18 protein-coding genes and 2 pseudogenes are annotated in these 18943 nt (G+C 36.0%); 14 read left to right on the top strand and 6 right to left on the bottom strand.

Annotation, left to right across the window (positions count from 1 at the left end; translation table 11 throughout):
- Window positions 1-59: 59 nt before the first annotated feature.
- The gene (locus BSF42_RS01340; protein ID WP_095951319.1) at window positions 60-803 is read left to right on the top strand and encodes a trypsin-like serine protease; all 744 of its coding nucleotides are present in this window, start codon (window positions 60-62) and stop codon (window positions 801-803) included.
- A gap of 160 nt (window positions 804-963) precedes the next feature.
- Here BSF42_RS01340 and BSF42_RS01335 read toward each other — a convergent pair whose 3' ends face one another.
- Window positions 964-2220: an MFS transporter gene (locus BSF42_RS01335; RefSeq protein WP_095951318.1), complete on the bottom strand. Its 1257-nt coding sequence runs from the start codon at window positions 2218-2220 to the stop codon at window positions 964-966.
- A gap of 681 nt (window positions 2221-2901) precedes the next feature.
- Between BSF42_RS01335 and BSF42_RS01330 the strand changes: the two genes are divergently transcribed.
- The 3 genes from BSF42_RS01330 to BSF42_RS22825 are packed head-to-tail and all read left to right on the top strand — an operon-like array spanning window position 2902 to window position 4580.
- Complete coding sequence (locus BSF42_RS01330; protein WP_095951317.1) at window positions 2902-3864, top strand: DKNYY domain-containing protein; 963 nt, start codon at window positions 2902-2904, stop codon at window positions 3862-3864.
- A 25-nt stretch (window positions 3865-3889) separates the two neighbouring features.
- Window positions 3890-4408 (top strand): hypothetical protein, encoded by a 519-nt coding sequence (locus BSF42_RS22830; protein ID WP_371614876.1) that lies wholly within the window; start codon window positions 3890-3892, stop codon window positions 4406-4408.
- Window positions 4359-4580, top strand: a complete 222-nt coding sequence (locus BSF42_RS22825; RefSeq protein ID WP_371614874.1) for a helix-turn-helix domain-containing protein — start codon at window positions 4359-4361, stop codon at window positions 4578-4580. The genes BSF42_RS22830 and BSF42_RS22825 overlap by 50 nt, the downstream gene beginning before the upstream one ends.
- Window positions 4581-4690: 110 nt before the next feature.
- On the opposite strand, the gene BSF42_RS01320 is transcribed toward BSF42_RS22825, so the two are convergent.
- On the bottom strand, window positions 4691-5239 hold the full coding sequence (locus BSF42_RS01320; RefSeq protein ID WP_095951316.1) for a TetR/AcrR family transcriptional regulator: 549 nt from the start codon (window positions 5237-5239) through the stop codon (window positions 4691-4693).
- Between the two features lie 216 nt (window positions 5240-5455).
- Between BSF42_RS01320 and BSF42_RS01315 the strand changes: the two genes are divergently transcribed.
- Both BSF42_RS01315 and BSF42_RS01310 read left to right on the top strand, forming a co-directional pair.
- Window positions 5456-6514, top strand: coding sequence for an NAD(P)-dependent oxidoreductase (locus BSF42_RS01315; protein ID WP_095951636.1), 1059 nt, complete (start codon window positions 5456-5458; stop codon window positions 6512-6514).
- Window positions 6515-6532: 18 nt separating this feature from the next.
- Window positions 6533-6958 (top strand): DUF2141 domain-containing protein, encoded by a 426-nt coding sequence (locus tag BSF42_RS01310; protein WP_216360269.1) that lies wholly within the window; start codon window positions 6533-6535, stop codon window positions 6956-6958.
- A 272-nt stretch (window positions 6959-7230) separates the two neighbouring features.
- Here the strand turns inward: BSF42_RS01310 and BSF42_RS01300 are convergent, their stop codons facing one another.
- Window positions 7231-8652 (bottom strand): PLP-dependent aminotransferase family protein, encoded by a 1422-nt coding sequence (locus BSF42_RS01300; protein ID WP_172426635.1) that lies wholly within the window; start codon window positions 8650-8652, stop codon window positions 7231-7233.
- A gap of 125 nt (window positions 8653-8777) precedes the next feature.
- Here BSF42_RS01300 and BSF42_RS01295 point away from each other — a divergent pair, with 125 nt between their 5' ends.
- Entirely contained in the window at window positions 8778-9809 is a 1032-nt protein-coding gene (locus BSF42_RS01295) for an NAD(P)-dependent alcohol dehydrogenase (RefSeq protein WP_216360268.1), read from the top strand.
- A 306-nt stretch (window positions 9810-10115) separates the two neighbouring features.
- On the opposite strand, the gene BSF42_RS01290 is transcribed toward BSF42_RS01295, so the two are convergent.
- The gene (locus BSF42_RS01290; protein WP_095951313.1) at window positions 10116-10745 is read right to left on the bottom strand and encodes a nitroreductase family protein; all 630 of its coding nucleotides are present in this window, start codon (window positions 10743-10745) and stop codon (window positions 10116-10118) included.
- A 268-nt stretch (window positions 10746-11013) separates the two neighbouring features.
- Between BSF42_RS01290 and BSF42_RS01285 the strand changes: the two genes are divergently transcribed.
- The 5 genes and pseudogenes from BSF42_RS01285 to BSF42_RS01265 form a co-directional block, all read left to right on the top strand.
- Window positions 11014-12066 (top strand): DUF1852 domain-containing protein, encoded by a 1053-nt coding sequence (locus tag BSF42_RS01285; protein WP_095951312.1) that lies wholly within the window; start codon window positions 11014-11016, stop codon window positions 12064-12066.
- 30 nt (window positions 12067-12096) lie between these two features.
- Window positions 12097-13128: a methionine synthase gene (locus BSF42_RS01280; RefSeq protein ID WP_095951311.1), complete on the top strand. Its 1032-nt coding sequence runs from the start codon at window positions 12097-12099 to the stop codon at window positions 13126-13128.
- A 166-nt stretch (window positions 13129-13294) separates the two neighbouring features.
- Complete coding sequence (locus BSF42_RS01275) at window positions 13295-14287, top strand: bile acid:sodium symporter family protein (RefSeq protein ID WP_095951310.1); 993 nt, start codon at window positions 13295-13297, stop codon at window positions 14285-14287.
- Between the two features lie 230 nt (window positions 14288-14517).
- Window positions 14518-14970, top strand: a complete 453-nt coding sequence (locus tag BSF42_RS01270; RefSeq protein ID WP_095951309.1) for an Lrp/AsnC family transcriptional regulator — start codon at window positions 14518-14520, stop codon at window positions 14968-14970.
- Window positions 14971-15088: 118 nt separating this feature from the next.
- Window positions 15089-15289, top strand: a pseudogene (locus tag BSF42_RS01265) (OmpA family protein); the annotation flags it as partial.
- Window positions 15290-15364: 75 nt separating this feature from the next.
- Here BSF42_RS01265 and BSF42_RS01260 read toward each other — a convergent pair.
- Window positions 15365-15657: pseudogene (locus BSF42_RS01260) on the bottom strand (alpha/beta fold hydrolase); the annotation flags it as partial.
- A gap of 382 nt (window positions 15658-16039) precedes the next feature.
- Between BSF42_RS01260 and BSF42_RS01255 the strand changes: the two are divergent.
- Both BSF42_RS01255 and BSF42_RS01250 read left to right on the top strand, forming a co-directional pair.
- The gene (locus BSF42_RS01255) at window positions 16040-16879 is read left to right on the top strand and encodes an SDR family NAD(P)-dependent oxidoreductase (protein ID WP_095951307.1); all 840 of its coding nucleotides are present in this window, start codon (window positions 16040-16042) and stop codon (window positions 16877-16879) included.
- Window positions 16880-16952: 73 nt separating this feature from the next.
- Window positions 16953-17885: an AraC family transcriptional regulator gene (locus BSF42_RS01250; protein ID WP_095951306.1), complete on the top strand. Its 933-nt coding sequence runs from the start codon at window positions 16953-16955 to the stop codon at window positions 17883-17885.
- Window positions 17886-17940: 55 nt separating this feature from the next.
- On the opposite strand, the gene BSF42_RS01245 is transcribed toward BSF42_RS01250, so the two are convergent.
- A complete protein-coding gene (locus tag BSF42_RS01245; protein WP_141248420.1) occupies window positions 17941-18348 on the bottom strand; it encodes a hypothetical protein in 408 nt (135 codons plus the stop codon).
- Between the last annotated feature and the right edge of the window lie 595 nt (window positions 18349-18943).

The raw sequence follows: 18943 nt of genomic DNA, 5'->3' as shown, positions 1-18943 counted from the left end.
CAAAAACGAAATGGAAGTTTTTGCATTGGCTGATAGTAACCTCTAATTTTGGCAGTATTATGAAATTTAACCTTTTTTCTGCTATTGTGATTTTGTGGACAGTGGCTTGCTGCGGACAGAAGATTTCTTCAAATAAAGTATTTAAAGAAATAGCTCTGGTAAACAAGATCGAATTTATAAACCCGAAATATGACCAGCCAAAATTTAGCTGCGGCTTTCTTATAAAATATAATAACGAAACATTTGCTGTAACAGCAAAACATATACTTAAAATTATTAAGCCCGAAAGTATGACAACCCTGTCATTGGAAAGCTATATTAAAAATTGGGTATTATACCCATTAAACAATACGTCTGAAATTGTAGTTTGTGATAAATTATTAAATGAAGACAAATCTGAGTTATTGGAAGCCAAGTCAACTTATGACAATGACTGGCTGGTATTTTCGATAAAACAAAATTCTTCCAGTATTACACCTTTGGAAATAAGAAGCACTCCTTTAATTCAGGGAGAAAAATTATATGTTGCTGGCTGGACCAGAACGATGGAAAATGGCCCTCAAAGGGTATATGAATTTGAATATTATAAAACAATTTCAAATCGCATTTTAGTAAAAGATATTCTTGTGCCGGAGAAATTCGGAGGACTCAGCGGGGCTCCATTAGTAGATGAAAATGGTTTACTTGTTGGAATTGTCTCAAATGGGACAGTTGATCCAGATTCAAATAAAAAGTTTTTCTCTCCATGCTCCGTAACGAATTTAGTAACTTTTATGGAAAATAGAAAACATGATAAAAAATAAGCCTGTCCTGTAAAAGCGCTTAGAGCGGTCCTGCTGGTTTTTGGTAAATCATACCCAGAAAATAAAAGTATAAGTAGGAGGGCGGCAGTATTATAGATTAGGTGTTTTTATTTCATTTAATATCCAAATTTGTGTCTTTTTTAGATGGAAACGCTGCAACCTAATTGTCATCAATCATATCAATAGTTTTTGGATGCAGGCTTACCAGTTGTAAAACGATTGCAGTCAAAACTACGAATAAGAGCAATACAAAAACGTGTCTCATCCCTCCATTGTCAGCGGCTTTTCCTAAAAACTCCGTGATAACAGCTCCGGCCGAAATACCTGCAAAATTCATAATTCCATATCCCGTAGCCCTGTAGCGCGGAGCAACAAACTGGCAGAGAATAGGCATATTGTTGGTGTCGTATATTCCAAATCCAAGTCCAAAAAGGACAGCACCAAAAACAATAGCTGCTGTGTCACAGCAATACCCAAATAAAAACAATGCCGGGATGGTAAGAGACAATCCAATTGAACTGGTGTAAATTCTTCCTTTAAGATGTTTCATCACCCATTTGTCTGAAACGGCGCCTCCAATCAATACGCCAAAAAAGGAAGACATCGAAATGGTTACCGTTGCAATGGGCCCGGCAAGGGACATATCTAAATGTAAAGTTTCAGTAAATAAGGTGGGTAACCAGTTTTTGGCCGCCCAGCCTGGTAAACTTGGTGCAGAGAAATAAAAGAGCAAAACCCAAAAGGAGATATTGCCCAGTAACATTCCTAATCCTTTGTACAGCTGTTTGAATCCATTGGCGAGAGAGGACTTTTTGGCGCTATCAAAGAAGTACGTTTTCTTTTCTTGTATAAAAAACAGCAGTATTAAACTATAAAAAACACCCAGTAAACCTACGGAGTGAAAGCTGAAATGCCAGGAAAAATGCTTAGAAATAGTGGCTCCAAAACCACCGAGCGCCTGTCCTAAATAAATTCCAGTGGTATGAATCGCAATGGCAAATGAGCGTGTTTTTTCCTGATGATAATCTGCAATTAAAGATAAGGCAGCTGGAATATAAAAGGCTTCGCTGAAACCCATAATGCCCCGCAGGATATAAATCTGATTGAAAGTTGCGGCATATCCCATTGCCATAGTCACCCCTGACCAGATAAAAAGACTGCCTATGATTATTCTTTTGCGATTAAACCGATCGGCTATAATTCCGGAAACAGGGCTCATAATGGCATAAATCCAAAGGAAAACAGCCATTAAAAGTCCGAAATTTTCAGCTTTAGCCAATTCAGGAATGTCAACCATCATCGCGGATTTCATAGTAGAGAGCAACTGCCTATCTAAATAATTCAATAAAGCAACAAACCACAGCAGGCCGACAACAATCCATGGATAGGATTTTTTTTCATTCAATTTTGCAATCATTCTCTTTTTTCAAAATAAAGGCCGAATATACGAATTCAAACCCAGTAGCAAAGAATTGTTTTTTACCTGTTACTGGTTTGTTTAATCTAGCAGTATCGATGCGTTTTTATATCCCATTTTGTGTTTTGTTTTATCTAGAATGTTTTTTAATTGGTACAGATTTTCTGTTTTTATTTTGGCCGATGATGGGGGGGAGATGGCTCGGAGAGGTTGGTTAATTTGAGAGGGAGGAATATTTAATCGTCATTGAATTTTCTAATGAATTGATAAGATTTGTAAGATGCAGGTCAGAGTCATAACTCAAATTAAAAGACATTTTGAAAATTTGCAGTGAAAAAAAAGATATATTTGAAAATAAAATGTGTGAAGTTTATCACATATATCTGCCCAAATTTGAATGGCTTTGTGTGGTTTTGTTACATATATATAAGCAATTTTCAGTACGTATAAATTTATGAGAAACTTCTTTTTAATTTTAATTTCATTGATAATCCTCTCTTGTAAAGACACAAATTCTTCTAGAGTGCAAGAAGAAAAATCACATATGAAATCACATATGAAATTACATGAAGAAATGGATTTGCAAAATTGTTTTTAACCGGAAAACCTCGCATCTTTAGTCCCCAATCTAGCCAAGCGCCAAGACGTTGTTGGCAATTATAACAGACACATATACCAAAAATGACGATCAAAAAAGTAATTTTTATAGTTTTAACAATTTCAGCTTTGACAAGTTGTAAACGTGGATACAAAGTTGAAAATGGCAAAGTATATTATGAATATTGGAATGAGGGAAGTGGACAGGGAAAAAGTTTAATTGAACAAGCAGATGCAAAAACTTTTCAAGAATTAACATTTGACTGCGATTGCGACTTTGAGTTTGGCAGGGACAAAAATCATTTGTTTATAGACGGAGAACTTATAAAAAATATTGACACAAACACTTTTAAGTTTATTGGAAACTATATTTTCCGTGACAAAGATTCCGCTTATTTTTTTGGATTTTATGACAACATAAACAATTGCGTAATTAAGGGGATTAATCCCGACAAAATAAAATTGATTAAGTATCCTTGGTCAAAGGCTGATAATTTTTTAATTCACGGAGGAGATGCTGTAAAGATTGACGATCTAAATGATTTTGTTCCTATTGACGATGATTGGGGAAAGACAAAAAAATATATAATTAATAACAATCAAATTCTATACGGAGCAGACGCAGCAACTTTTAAAATTACAGGTTCTTTTCAAGGTAAAGATAAAAACTTCAATTACGAGTTCGGTATTATTAATGAAGATGATTTCAAAAAAACAAGTTACAAGAAATTTGATTTTGACAAGCCTATTTGTGAATATGAACCAATAGTCTTTTATGATATTTATGACAGTTTGGTTTCCTATAAAGAAGACCAAAATGAAAGAATTGAAATTGTAGAAAAACTAAAATCAAAAGGTTTTTCAGTTAAAAATACTAGATATTCAAATTGGTCAGACCAATCAAAAATTATCAGCGTTACTTTGACAAATAACAAATGTAGCTGCATTGTTGAGAAGCTTTACCGTTACGATTATTCACTGCCTTCTGAAACTGAAAAGATATTTAAAGTAACAGAAAGAATTCATTGTATACCGAAAGAAAAGTAGAACAAAAAATTACTACTGCCATCAGGTGCAGCAATGGACTTATGCACTCGCTGTTCCCCATGATCAGATACTGGGACCGGAATCAGGAACGGGATATGCGCTCTTACTGCATCCTGATTTTCTCTATAGACATCCTCTTGCAGCGACAATTAAAAATTATGGTTTCTTCTCATATGCTGTTAACGAAGCGCTGCATCTTTCAGAAAGAGAAGAAAAAAATAGCGTTGAAATTATTGAAAAAATTGATACGGAATACCAATTCATCGATAAACACACACAAGATATTATTCTTTCTCAAATCGATTTGTTATTAAATTACAGCAATCGTTTTTACGAGAGACAGTTCATTACGAGAAAAGCGGTAAACCACGATCTGCTTACTAAGATGGATGAGTTATTGAACGAATGTTTTGAACAAGAACAAACACAGAAAAATGGAATTCCATCAGTTGATCTTCTGGCTAAAAAGCTGAATTTGTCATCCTATTATTTAAGTGATACGCTCACTTACAGGGCAGAGTGCACAGCAGCATATTCAGGATAAACTGATTGAAAAGGCAAAAGAATATCTTTCGCTGACAAATTTATCGGTTGCCGAAATTGCTTATCGGTTAGGTTTTGAATACCCGCAGTCTTTTAATAAACTATTTAAAAAAAAATTAAATGTCTCTCCGCTGGAGTTTAGGCAAGGTTTCCATTCCAGAATAAAACAGTAATTTCAGGTTATTCGTTAAGGCAAGATTAACCAGTTCGTTTTTAAAATCGGTGATACGTGTTTACTTTGCTTTGAGCGATTCGATTAGAAATTGATGGGTTGTAAAAAGTGCTATAATTTATTGAGTTTATTTACCAGATAACTTATCATTTGTGCAATACTATCAGCAGGAATAGAGAAATCATTTTCGATCCAATTTTTGATAACAGCAATACTTCCTTTTTCGCCAAATTGGTACGCCATTTCAGCAAAAGGCTTTACTTCGTCAGTAAGTTCTATTTGATTTTCAACTGGAAAATTATTTCGAACACTTCTCAGGATTCGCGACAGAATTCCGCTTCCATCCGCTTTGGTAAACACAATTTTACTCATCTGCTTATCGTTTTCCAGTAACTGGCAGCTGAGCAGTATCACATCATCCATATTGGTGCTTTTACGCAAAACCGTTGAGAGTTTTTCAAAAACATCATCTTCTATTTCAAGCAGTATATCCAGCGGAATATTATAATGCCGATAAAATGTATTGCGGTTAACATCGGCTGTTTTACACAGTTCGGTTATGGTAATTTCGCTTAATTCTCTATCTTCCAGTAAACTAAATAATGCCTCACGCAATATTTTTTTAGTATACTGAACCCTTCTGTCTTTTCTTAAATCCATCACAAATTATTTTACATGCGCTACAAAAACATTAGTCTTTGTTCGCTAATGTACAGTAGTATCCTTTTTTGAAGCAGCAAATACTTTCTTCTTTAATAGTTTTACGTAGTAATCAAAAAGAACATAAAGTTCAATATTGAACATATTGTATAACAAATATAGCTTTTTAATCAAAATTTAATCGGATTGAAAAGGACTAATGTTAAATTAAAAAAAATGGAAAATAAGATATCACGAAAAAAAATACTTCTGACCGGTGCATCTGGAACTGTAGGATTTGAAACTTTACAGCATCTGGTTCAGTATACGGATTATGAAATAACAGTTTTTGATTTAAAAACCCAAAATTCGATAAAAAAACTGGCTCCCTTTCGATCTCGTGTAGAGATTATATATGGCGACATCAGTAATAGGGAAGAAGTGCTAAAAGTTACCCAAAATAAAGATGCAGCGATCCATTTGGCAGCAGTTATTCCACCTCTTGCAGATATAGATCCAGAGATGGCTTACAGTGTCAATGTGAGAGGGACAGAAAATCTTATTTACGCTTTAGAGAAGAATTCACCAGATTGTTATTTGATTTTTAGTTCCAGTATTTCAGTTTACGGTGATCGGATGAAGAATCCCCAGATAAGTATCACTGATATTTTGCAGCCCAGTCCCGGTGATCAATATGGAGAAACAAAGGTGTTGTGTGAGTCGTTAATTGCGAAATCCAAATTAACATGGAGTATTTTTCGTCTGGCTGCAATTATGGGAAACCATAAGATATCCAAATTGATGTTTCATATGCCGCTGGATACACCAATGGAAATCTGCACGCCAAAAGATACGGGCAGAGCTTTTGCTAAAGCAATTGAAAACCAAAAAAAACTAGAGAAGCAAATATTCAACTTGGGAGGGGGAGAGGATTGTGTTATTACTTATGGATCTTTTCTAGACAAAATGTTTGCTGAATTTGGCTTAGGCGAAGCTGATTTTCCAGAAAAGGCGTTTGCAGAAAAAAATTTTCACTGCGGGATTTTAAAAGATGGGGAAGATTTAGATAATATTCTAGGTTTTAGACAGCAAAATTTGAACGATTATTTCGGGATGGTCCGCCAGAAAATTCATCCTCTCCAAAAAAAGATCACCTTTATTTTTAAAAGTATTATAAAAAAATGGCTGCTCTCACAATCAGAACCCTATCAGGCCTTTAAAAAAGGGAATGTAAAAAAAATGAATCACTTTTTTAACCCATTAGAGAAAGAGAAGCTAGAAAAGGTTCTATTATAAATCCTAAAAATATTACTTATGAAAATTAAAATGATAAGCTTAATAGTACTTGTAACAGTCAATTCAGCACTGTTTGCACAACATAATTTCAGCGTTGAAGTATCGGGCGTAGAACCCGGCAAAGGATCTGTTTTTTTTGGATTGTACGATAAAGAGAAAGGCTTTCTTGATAATGCGTCACAGATTGCCACCGGAAAAGTAAAAGCTTCAGAAAATAAAGTGGTCTACACGTTCAAAAACCTACCGGATGGCGATTATGCTATTGCTGTTTATCAAGACTTGAATAATAACGGAAAATGTGATAGAAATATGATTGGTTATCCGACAGAAGGATTTGGATTTTCTAAAAATTATAAACCAAAATTCTCAGCACCTAATTTTGATGAGGTGAAAATTGCAATTAACCAGTATGCTAAAACCAGTATTGTATTGATTGTTAGATAGAAGAGCCTTGCTCATTTATGGGAATTACTTTTGGCAGTGTGGTGATCTCGACAGGACAAATTTCTATAAATTTTATGAAAGATTTAAAGAGATTTGCTTACTAAAGGTAGAGCATCTCTTTGATTGGGTTCAGCAATATAGTTTAGATGTCCTGCTGGGGATTGGTGGAAAATCTATTGCTTTCTCAAATGATTTTCGAGAAAGCATTATGGTATAATTTATTAAAAGAAAAAAGCCAATCTTAAATTCTTGTGGTAGAAAAGATATCAATTCTAAAGATTTGATGCAGCAATATCTCCAAGGTTTTTAATGGCAATTTCAATTTTATTGTTCCATAGAGGGCAATAATTTAATCTAATAAAGTTTTCATAATATTCCAATGAAGAAAAGATATGACCAGGACAAATGCCTATTCCTTGATTCAGTGCCTCCTTCTGAAATTCGAATGCATTAAGACCGGCCGGGAGTTCAATCCAGATACTTAATCCTCCTTTGGGGACAGCAAGTTTTGTTCCATGGGGGAAATATTGATTAATCGCCCCAATATATTTTATCATTTGTCCCTGCAGATCATTACGCATTTTTCTGATATGCTTATTATAAAAACCACTTTCTAAATATTTACCGATAGCATCCTGCAAAATTCCGTTGGTCGATATATTAGAACCAAATTTTAATTTTTCAATATTTAGATGATGTTTTCCCGCTGATACCCAGCCTATCCGGAAGCCTGGTGCTAGTGTTTTTGAGAAAGAGTTACAATACAAAACATTATCATAATTATCATATGCTTTTGCAGGATAGCTCTTGGTAATTCCAAAGGACAATTCTCCAAGGCAGTCATCTTCTATCATCGGAATATTTTGCCTGCCTAATAATTCAACAAGTCGAATCTTATTTTCTTCAGACATACCACTTCCGGTAGGATTATGGCAGCGAGGCATAAAAATACATGCCGCTACCTTATTATTGGCTAAAGCAAATTCCAGATCATCGATACATAAACCGTTTTGTGGATCTACTTTGATTTCAAGCGCTTTTAATCCACGGCGTTCCAAACTTTGAAGAATTCCGTGATACGTAGGCGATTCAACTGCTATAATATCTCCCTTACTCGTAATGGAATCAAGACAAAGATTGATAGCTTCCATACCGCCATTTGTAACTAATATTGTATCGGGCGATAGCGGTTTTTCCCATTCAAGGGAAAGAACTGATATTTGCTTGAGAAGGTTAGGGTGGCCATCAACAAGAGGATACTGAAAGTTGTCATTACCTGCCTCGCTAAGGGATGCCTTTACTGCTTTGTTAAGACTTGTTATGGGAATAAATTCATTTACTGGTGCAAGGATCGAGAAATTTACTATACCATTTTCTTTGGCATTTTTCATCATGGCAACCGCCATCGCCGTAATCTCAACATTTGCCGGCAGCATCGGTCGTGATTTTGTTTCAGGTATTTTTAAAGAAGAACCCAGTGAATTTATTATATATCCCGACCGGGGACGGGAAATGATTAAGCCTTTTGCTTCCAGTAAGGAGTACGCCTGAAATACTGTATTCAAACTTACTTTCAAATCTCTTCTAACCTGACGTACAGACGGAGCTTTATCTCCGGGTCTTAGCTGCAGAATATTTATATTCTCTTCTATTTTTTGGGCAACCTGTTCATATCGAAAGCTTTTAACTGACATAATTTCTCTCGTTTTAAAAATTGATGAGGCAAAGATATAAAATCTGATCTCATTTTTTTTATAAAATCTGATTCTGTTCTTGTGTTCATAATAGTTGGATATTTGCATCATAAAATGTTTAAGATATGACACCACAAAAAAACACAATGAAAGCCTGGCAATTAAAAGGGTTTGGTTTAGATAATTTGAAATTAGAAGATATTGCAGTACCAACTCCGGGGGCAAATGAAGTTTTAATAAAAGTCGGAGCAGTTTCGCTAAATTTTAGAGACAAAGCGATTGTTGATGGAATTTATGAACCGGATATGGTACCCAATCCTTTAACACCGGTATCTGATGCTGCCGGAACAATTGTAGAGATTGGGGCCGATGTAACACGATTTAAAGTAGGCGATAGGGTAACTTCTCATTTATATTCAAAGTGGATCGAAGGGGCGCCCGCTCCTAATGAGCCAGATTTCTGTTTTGGTTCTCCGCTGCCTGGAGGTTTGGCAGAATATATGATTATTCACGAAGAATCCGCAGTCTTAGCACCATCTACTTTGACTGATGAAGAAGCATCTACTTTGCCAATCGCAGCACTTACAGCTTGGTACTCTCTGGTTACCTATGGTAACTTGCAAAAAGGAGATTCGGTTTTGATACAAGGTACCGGAGGCGTTTCAATATTCGGTATTCAGCTTGCAACTGCTTTTGGGGCAAGGGTTATTGTTACAACAAGCAGTAATGAAAAAGGCGAATGGGCCCGCAAGCTCGGTGCTCAGGAAGTAATTAATTATGTCCAAACTCCAGACTGGGCTTCTGAAGTAGTTAGATTAACAGATGGAAAAGGTGTTGATCAGCTATTGGAAGTAGTGGGGGGAGATGGATTAAACGATTCTGTTAAAGCGACAAAAGTTACCGGACAAATCTCAGTTATAGGATTCTTAGCGGGGCAGACCACCGATCTTAACTTAATGCAGGTGATTTTCAGACAAACCAAAATTCAGGGTATCGCAGTTGGAAACCGATCTGCGTTCGAGGAAATGAATAAAGCTTTTGACCAGTATAATATTAAGCCTGTTGTAGATAAAGTATACCGATTCGAAGAGGCTATTGAAGCGTATCAGCACTTGGCAAAAGGAGCATTTGGAAAAATTGTTATTAAAATTAGTTAATCAGCAGACATCAAAATAGATAAATAAAAAATAACTAAACTACTGACTTCTATTGTGTTTACTATGCCTACAATTACCAGAAATTAATTTCCCCTGTTAAAATTTTTGCTATTAACATCCCACTAAAATTCAGTGTGAAGTTTGTGTGAAGTTTTGATTTTTTTTGGATATATAAGGACTAAACGCAAAGAGAGACTCAAAAAAAAATCCCATTTCGCAAGAAATGGGATTTTAATTTTTTGTGACCTCGACGGCACAAATTTCTATAAAATTTATGGACGATTTGAAGAGATTGGTCTTATAACATTAATAAACTTTCGTTATCATTTCATCTATAGGCAAACGAACTTTTTTCATAGTTGCCATGTAATCTTTTTCCAAATCACGGTATCCTAAAGCAAGGATAACTGCAGCATGCAATCCTTTCTCTTTCAAACCCAAAACTTCATCGATAATAGAAGCATCAAATCCCTCGATAGGAGTGGCGTCCACTTTCAATTCTGCCGCAGCAATAAGTGCAGTTCCTAGGGCAATATAAGCCTGTTTGGCCGCCCAAAAGGCTTTTTGTTCTGCGTTAATAGCACTGAAATAGGAATGAAGTCCATTTTTAAATCCTGATAAGGCACCAGCATCAAGACCTCTTTGTTTTTCTGTCATTGCCATGTAATCATCAATGTAAGTCGAAGTCATGTCATTAAATGCGGCAAAAACCAACAAATGAGAGCAAGAGCTAATTTGTCCGTTATACGAATTAACACCTAATTTCTTTTGGATTTCGGGATCGCTTACAACAAAAACACGGTAAGATTGCAGACCGCAAGAAGATGCTGAAAGATTTATAGCCTCTAAGATCTGATCGACCTTTTCTTCTGTTACTTTAATGTTACTGTAAGCTTTTGTGGCGTAGCGCCATTTTAAATTTTCTATCAAATTCATTGCTATGTCTATCTTAAATTTTGGCAAATATAAATGATATTGTTTTCTTTTTTCGAGTTTTTGAAGCGCTCTGAGAAACTCCAAGTCAATCATCTTGGGTTACTAAAGAATATTTATCTGTTTTCTTTCATTATTATATTTAATTAAAGATTAATAATCTTTAAAAATATATATTAAAAGAATAATTAACTGAATTTATGTTTAAATAAAAATATTTAATCTTTTATATTCAAATTTGCAGGGTAAAAAAACTAAACATTATCATCAGATGAAAGCGAATATACACGAAGATAGGGGAATAAACGAAAATCAAAATATTGAAAATACCCAGAATATAATCCAGAATGATTTTGCATTCACACTAAAGAGCACTTGCTTAGATGAAAACTATCACCCCTCAAGTCAAACGCGTTTGACAACCAATTTTGCAAACTTGGCAAGAGGAGCCAGTCGCCAGCAAAACTTACGTAATGCCTTAAATATGATTAACAATCGATTCAATGCATTGGCTCATCTGAATAATCCAAAAGGGGATCGTTATCGTGTAGAACTTGAAATCATTACAGTAACGATGAATATTGATGATAAGAACGGTATTAACAATCTCCCGATGATTGAAGTTTTAAAAACAAATATTATTGACCGTAAGACTGGCCAGCAAATCGAAGGAATTGCCGGAAATAATTATTCCTCTTATGTTCGGGATTATGATTTCAGTATTTTATTGATCGAGCACAATAAAAATAAATCTACTTTTTCTATTCCTGAAAATTTTGGTGATTTGCACGGAAAACTTTATAAGTGTTTTGTGAGTTCTTCCACTTATAAAGAGCATTTTAAGAAGTCACCGATTATTTGTCTCAGTGTATCAAGTAACAAAACTTATACTCGCACTGAGTATCAGCATCCGGTTCTGGGTTTTGAGTATCTGCAGGATCAGTATTCTATCACTGATGAATATTTCTCTAAAATGGGCTTAAAAGTTCGTTTTTTCATGCCTGCTAATAGTGTGGCACCGATGGCTTTTTATCATTCCGGAGATCTGCTTGCCGATTATACTGATCTTGGATTAATCAGCTCAATAAGCACGATGGAGACTTTCCAGAAGATTTATCGCCCTGAAATTTACAATGCAAATTCAGTGGCTGGAAAAATCTATCAACCTAATCTTAAACACGAAGATTATTCACTGACCCGCGTGGTTTATGACCGCGAAGAGCGCAGCCGACTGGCTTTTGAACAGGGTAAATATGCAGAAGAGCATTTCATTAAGCCTTACAAAAGTCTCCTGGAACAATGGTCTGCTAATTTTATCCTTTAATTGATTACAACGCATTAATATTATACTATTATGAAGAAATTATTATTACCTACCTCTATTGTTGGAAGTTTACCTAAACCTGCTTGGCTTGCGCCACCCGAAAAACTTTGGTCACCATGGAAATTAGAAGGCGATCAGCTGCTGGAAGGGAAACAAGATGCTTTACGCATTTCTCTGCAGGAACAGCAATTGGCAGATCTAGATATCATTTGCGACGGTGAGCAGACACGCCAGCATTTTGTAACGACTTTTATCGAGCATTTAAGCGGTGTAGATTTTGAAAATCGTAAAACAGTAAAAATCCGTAACCGTTATGACGCGAGTGTTCCAGTGGTTGTAGGTGCGGTTGCACGTCAAAAAGCAGTTTTTGTTGAAGATGCTAAATTTTTACGTAAACAGACTAACAAGCCTATAAAATGGGCATTGCCAGGCCCGCTGACAATGGTAGATACCTTGTACGACGACCATTATAAAAGCCGGGAAAAATTGGCGTGGGAATTTGCGAAAGCACTCAATGAAGAAGCAAGAGAACTTCAAGACGCAGGGGTAGATATTATCCAGTTTGATGAACCTGCATTTAATGTGTTCTTTGATGAAGTAAACGATTGGGGAATGGCAGCATTAGAAAGAGCCATTGAAGGTTTACATTGTCAAACTGCGGTTCATATTTGTTATGGTTATGGAATACAGGCAAATACTGATTGGAAAAAGACATTAGGTTCAGAGTGGCGACAATATGAAGAAATTTTTCCGAAAATTCAAAAATCTAAAATTGATGTGGTGTCTTTAGAATGTCACAACTCTAATGTGCCTTTAAATTTAATGGAACTTGTTCGCGGTAAAAAAGTAATGGTAGGTGCCATTGATGTGGCAACCAACACTATCGAAACACCAGAAGAAGTAGCTGCTACCCTGCGTAAAGCTCTAGAGTTTGTAGATGCCGAAAATCTTTACCCTTCTACAAACTGCGGTATGGCCCCGCTATCTAGAGATGTAGCCAGAGGCAAGTTAAGTGCTTTAAGCGCAGGAGCAGAAATTATACGCAAAGAACTTGGGATTTAGTTCTCAATGTATTAATTTGAATATGGTTTTGTTGTTTGAAGCCTGCTGACCGTAGAATTTAACAGATCGACTCTGCAAACAGACTAATGAATCTAGAGAATCCACGTTTATCTGCGTAAAATATTTTATAATCTTGACTCCACGGAGGAATAATATTTAAAACACATTGAAGAAATTATTAGAAGTATTAAAAAAAGCAGGTTTCGACGGTTTCCTGTTAATGATAGCCACCATGATTCTGATGGCTTATTTTTTACCAAAGCCAGGCATGGTCAAAGAACCTGTTTCACTGGAGGAGATTGCCAATGCTGGGGTTTCCTTGATTTTCTTGTTTTATGGTATGCGATTGAGTGTAGAGAAACTAAAAGCCGGACTTTCCAACTGGAAAATGCACATTGTCGTCCAGTTGACAACCTTTTTATTTTTTCCGCTCATTGTTTTGGCATTTCGCCCGTTGTTTGTCAATAACGGCTACGAGCTGCTTTGGCTGGGTGTATTTTTTCTGGCAGCTTTACCTTCTACAGTATCCTCTTCCGTGGTCATGGTTTCCATCGCCAAGGGAAACATTCCCGCAGCCATTTTCAATGCGAGTATTTCCAGTTTGATCGGAGTAGTCGTTACGCCACTCTGGGTTGGGCTGTTTATAGCTTCTGCGACAGGGGATTTTGATGTTACTCAAATCGTCATAAAGTTGATTCTTCAAGTCTTGCTGCCTGTCATCATTGGCATAAGCCTCAATTCCCGTTTCGGCGGCATTGCCGAAAAATACAAGAAACAGCTCAAATATTTCGATCAGGCAGTTATTCTAACGATTATTTACACGTCGTTTTGCAAGTCATTTTCCCAACATCTTTTTGAAGGCTTCACCGCCCTTGAACTTGCTGGACTCGCTGCAGGAATGATGGCGTTGTTTTTTGCCGTATTCTTTTGTGTCGGACTACTCAGCCGTCTGCTTGGTTTTTCAGATGAAGACCGTATTACGGTCTTATTCTGCGGGTCTAAAAAGTCATTGGTACACGGCACCGTTATGTCAAAAGTACTTTTTCAGCACAGTACTATCACCGGCATCGTATTGCTGCCGCTCATGCTTTATCATGCCTTGCAATTGATTGCAACCAGTATCATCGCTCAGGGTATGGCTCGAAGAAAAGAAGTATAATTTTATTGATGACTTAGCCCTTTATCTTTTTTAGATAAAGGGTACCAAGGATAATGCTACCTGCTATAAAATAATGTATTTTAGATTTTTATACTGTGAAGATAAAAGTTGCAGTATGTTATGTTTTTAACTTGTGCAAAATAAGATTTTTGTGTTGTTTTTAGTTATATTTGAAGAATTTTATTCTGTTTTAAAAAAAATAAATTAAACCTGTTTAAAGTAAACATTCTATGGAACAAATAGACGATATTGATCTTCAGTTATTAAATATACTTCACGATAATTCTAAATATACTGTAAAAGAGCTTGCTAAAAAGGTAAATCTTTCGGCATCGCCTGTTTTTGAGCGGATTAAAAGATTGGAAAACAGTGGTTACATTAAGAAGTATATAGCCCTGCTGGATGCAGAAAAACTAAACAGGGGTTTCATTGTTTTTTGTAATATCAAACTTAAACAGCACGATCGCAACATCGGGAATCAATTTGTTAGTGATATTATGAAAATAGAAGAAGTTGTGGAATGTTATAATATTTCAGGTGATTACGATTTTTTAATGAAAGTTTCTGCCAAAGACATGAAGCATTATCAGGATTTTGTGTTTAATAAATTGGGATCAGTTGAAAGTATAGGGAGTACCCAAAGTACCTTTGTTATGTCGGAGATAAAAAATATGTATGGATAGTTCCGCGATGGCTTATTTATTTGAAATTCGCGTTAGCTTTTGTGGACTTCGAAACATCGTTTAGCTCCGATTAAATCTCAAATAAAGCCACTTTTAGATTGTTTATTTCAAACAGTCTAAGTTGTCTGACAGAAGAGCAAAATCTTCTAAAAATTGGATTGTAAGTCAACGGACTGATCCTTCTAGAATCAAAGCACAAGGTTTTGGTGAAACAGAATTAGTAAATAAATGTTCAAACGGCGTTAATTGTTCTGAGACAGATCATCAGCTAAATAGAAGGACTGAATTTATAATTGTGAATCCCAAGGTAATCAAGTAAATTTTATAGAACCACGACAAAAAGCCTGAAAAATCTAGATTTTTCAGGCTTTTTGATAGAAAGGAATTTATTATTTTAAGATTTAATAAATTCTAGAATGTCGTTATTGATTGTTTGTGCTTCTGTAGTATTCCATGAGGAAATCCTGGATACGAAATTAGTTTTCCGTTTTTCAAAAGTTTTGCTGCTCTTGGTGCCTGGTCAAAAGGAACAATTTGATCGTCTTCTCCATGGAAAACCAAAACCGTAATATCTAAACTCTTAAGATCTTCTCTAAAATCTGATTCAGAGAATGCTTTGATTCCATCGTAATGCGCTAAAACATAACCCATCATTGCCTGACGCCACCAATTGTGCTTGATTTCTTCCTGAATGGTTTTCCTTCGCGGTTCTGTGTCAGTTTTATGCTGTTTATAGACAATGGAAAAAGCAAAATCAATCGAAGATAGAAGTGTTGGTGCAGAGACTTCTCAAAAAACTTTTGCAGAATGATGGAGCTGTCTTGTGGAGTTAGGAAAATATATTACAGAGTCAGAGAAAAAAAGTTTTTGATTTTTATATTGTCAAAAGAATAAAAAGTCTCCATTAATGTATCACACAGTAGTACGATTTATTAATCACAAGGACAAAATCCACATAAAATTTGTGTTAGATCAACCTCGTTTAGGTTACAAAATCCCCCATTATGGCTAAAATTTTCCAGCCGGGATTTGGCAATTTTGTCCTAGTTAATTTTTTAAAAAAAATATTATGGAAAACGTAAAGATAAATGGGCCAAAGATATGGTTTGTAACGGGCAGCTCAAGAGGGTTTGGAAGAGTTTGGACTGAAGCGGCACTCCAGCGGGGAGATAAGGTAGCGGCTACTGCAAGGAATATTGACAGCATTGCAGATTTCAAGGATAAATACGGCGACAATGTTTTGATTCTGCCCCTTGATGTTACCAATGGAGAGCAGGTGCAAAAAGCAGTAAAAGCTGCACATGAGTATTTTGGAAGATTGGACGTTGTAATTAACAATGCTGGCTATTCATTAGTAGGTACAGTGGAAGAAGCCAAAGCAGATGATATTCTAGCTATGTATAAGACCAATGTGCTGGGGCCGGTTTCTGTTATTCAGGCAGTTTTACCTATTATGCGCGCGCAGGGTTTTGGGCATATTTTAGGAACTTCAAGCAGTTTGGGGCATTATACAGTGCCTTTAATAGGTTATTACTGCTCTTCGAAATGGGCATTTGAAGCTATATACGAAAGTTTGGCTGTGGAGGTTAAATCTTTTGGAATCCATGTTTCCATTATTGAACCTGGAGCTTACGCAACAGAATTTGGAAGCGAAAATTCACTCCAATTTTCAGAAAATCTTCCTGAATATGAAGCAGTCCGAAATATGGTTTTTGAGAATATGGGCAAAATGCAGCGGGGCAACCCGGACGCTACTGCGAAAGCGGTCTTGCAGTTGGTGGATACCAAGAACCCGCCACTGAGGATGTTTTTAGGCAGTCACAACCTGGAAGAAATTCGTCAGGTTTATTCCGATCGCATTAAAGTCTGGGAAGCATGGCAGGACGTAGCCGTTGCTGCGCAGGGTTAATCAGTTAAATTTAAGCAGCAGACGGGTTCTGTTGCTTTTTTATTTTCTTAATTTGCAGTATCAAAAAAATATCATGGCAAAAAAAAATACCACTCCACGTAAATTTGCATCTCTGGCTGAAGGGCTAAAAGCTTTCGGCGGACCGCCCCCGCAGCATCCTTTAATTACGGTGCTCAATGGGATAGATTCCAGCGTAGAGTTTAATCCCCCGGAAGAAAGCCATGTCTTAAGTTATTATAAGATAGCTTTTCGTCCCAATATTGGAGGTTTGCTGCGTTATGGACAGACCCATTTTGATTATAATGAAGGCGGTCTTTTTTTTGCATCTCCCAATCAGATCCTGGCCCCGGACGAAAATCAGTCAAAAGAGCCGGGATGCAGCGGCAGGGAAGCGGTGATTTTGATGCATCCTGATTTTTTAATGCATTCTCCTTTGGCTGCAAAAATCAAAAGATATCAATTCTTCTCGTATGCTGTCAATGAAGCTTTGCATTTATCTGATAAGGAAAAACAAATTATTTTAGGTCTTATCAGAAATATTGAAGAGGAATTAGAAAACAGAATCGACGAGCTGAGCCAGGATGTAGTTTTGGCCCAGATTGAGTTGCTGCTAAATTATGCGCAAAGGTTCTATAAGCGTCAGTTTATTACGCGTAAAACAATAAACAATACACTGCTTGAGAAGTTTGAACAGTTATTGGAAGATCATTTTGGGGATGAAAGGCAGTCTGATAAAGGCATTCCCACAGTACAGTTTCTGGCTGACAGCCTGGCGATATCTCCGGGTTATCTCAGTGATATGCTGCGAACTTTGACCGGACAAAATGCGCAGCAGCATATTCACGACAAACTGATTGAAAAAGCCAAAGAAAAACTTTCCAACACTGATTTATCAGTTTCCCAGATTGCTTATGAACTTGGTTTTGAACATCTTCAGAGTTTTAGTAAATTATTTAAAAACAAGACCAGCCAGACGCCTTTAAAGTTCAGGGCGAGGTTTAACTGATATACGTTCAAAATATTTTGGAAATTATATTAATTATTTATCAAATCTCCTTGCATTAAAATTTTCGCTGAGAAGGTTTAATATTACGCGGTGCACCATGATCTGTCTCATCTCTGATTAGTTCATCGTTTTTAAGCTCCTCATTGCCAAGTTCTCCTATTTCGAATTCCTTATTAAGGGGATTGTCCTGATCTGGTTCAATGGTTTTAAAGGGTTCACTTTCAGTTTCATCATTCTCCGATGTATCAATTTCAGTTTCAAAACCTTCAGACGGATCATTATCTATAAGATCCTTTTCAATATCCTGTTCCGTTATATCTTTCGATTCACTTTCCGATTCATTGTCAAGATTCTCGGAATCATAAGGATTGTTGTCTGGATTGTTTCTTTGCGGGTCAGTGTCTGCATTTTGAAAATTCTTGTCATTCTGAGCGTAATTTTCCGGTGTATCTGAATTCATCATTTTATTTTTTTAAATTAAATTTTTTCCATCGTTTTTTTAAAGGAGTGTCCTGTACAACTTTGCCTGTATTGCCGTGCTGATTTAAGTTTGTACTTTGTCAAATTTAAAAAAGATAGTATCATTTTTTTTTACAGAATAATGATTTCCATTTACAAAATAGCGATCAGATAATCAGTCAGTCGGCACAATTGAAAATTAAAACGAAAGAAACTTTGAAGAAAATAATCTTCGAGGAATAATGCAATTTGCATATAAGGAATTGTCGTGACATTGAAGCAACAAGTAGCTCTTGCTTCTTAGCGGTATTACCCAGAAGATTGTGCAAGTAACAATTTGATTTAAAGTTTGTATTATGAATACAATTCTAAAAGCTGCTATATATTCTAAATAAATATTATTTATCTCAGTAAATTTTGTCTACAGTGCGGACACAATTGGATTGTGTTGAGTGGTTTTTATTATGAAATTTTCTTTCGACTTGTAATGGGAAGCTGCACATTCGAACTTAAAGTCGGCAGCCTTAGTACTTATATATTTATAATTCCTCTAAAATTGATGTGCGACGATTCTGCCGCAAAACTTCGAATGGTATACA

It is taken from the genome of Flavobacterium sp. ACN6 (genome assembly GCF_002304005.1).
GTDB lineage: Bacteria > Bacteroidota > Bacteroidia > Flavobacteriales > Flavobacteriaceae > Flavobacterium.
This window is presented reverse-complemented; position numbering and strand designations above follow the sequence as displayed.

Coding starts and splice junctions, on each gene's coding strand:
- BSF42_RS01250 (WP_095951306.1), top strand. CDS start 16,953: ATGGCAAAAAAAAATACCACTCCACGTAAATTTGCATCTCTGGCTGAA.
- BSF42_RS01335 (WP_095951318.1), bottom strand. CDS start 2,220: ATGATTGCAAAATTGAATGAAAAAAAATCCTATCCATGGATTGTTGTC.
- BSF42_RS01245 (WP_141248420.1), bottom strand. CDS start 18,348: ATGATGAATTCAGATACACCGGAAAATTACGCTCAGAATGACAAGAAT.
- BSF42_RS01340 (WP_095951319.1), top strand. CDS start 60: ATGAAATTTAACCTTTTTTCTGCTATTGTGATTTTGTGGACAGTGGCT.
- BSF42_RS01255 (WP_095951307.1), top strand. CDS start 16,040: ATGGAAAACGTAAAGATAAATGGGCCAAAGATATGGTTTGTAACGGGC.
- BSF42_RS01290 (WP_095951313.1), bottom strand. CDS start 10,745: ATGAATTTGATAGAAAATTTAAAATGGCGCTACGCCACAAAAGCTTAC.
- BSF42_RS01310 (WP_216360269.1), top strand. CDS start 6,533: ATGAAAATTAAAATGATAAGCTTAATAGTACTTGTAACAGTCAATTCA.
- BSF42_RS01270 (WP_095951309.1), top strand. CDS start 14,518: ATGGAACAAATAGACGATATTGATCTTCAGTTATTAAATATACTTCAC.
- BSF42_RS01300 (WP_172426635.1), bottom strand. CDS start 8,652: ATGTCAGTTAAAAGCTTTCGATATGAACAGGTTGCCCAAAAAATAGAA.
- BSF42_RS01285 (WP_095951312.1), top strand. CDS start 11,014: ATGAAAGCGAATATACACGAAGATAGGGGAATAAACGAAAATCAAAAT.
- BSF42_RS01330 (WP_095951317.1), top strand. CDS start 2,902: ATGACGATCAAAAAAGTAATTTTTATAGTTTTAACAATTTCAGCTTTG.
- BSF42_RS01295 (WP_216360268.1), top strand. CDS start 8,778: ATGACACCACAAAAAAACACAATGAAAGCCTGGCAATTAAAAGGGTTT.
- BSF42_RS01280 (WP_095951311.1), top strand. CDS start 12,097: ATGAAGAAATTATTATTACCTACCTCTATTGTTGGAAGTTTACCTAAA.
- BSF42_RS01315 (WP_095951636.1), top strand. CDS start 5,456: ATGGAAAATAAGATATCACGAAAAAAAATACTTCTGACCGGTGCATCT.
- BSF42_RS01320 (WP_095951316.1), bottom strand. CDS start 5,239: ATGGATTTAAGAAAAGACAGAAGGGTTCAGTATACTAAAAAAATATTG.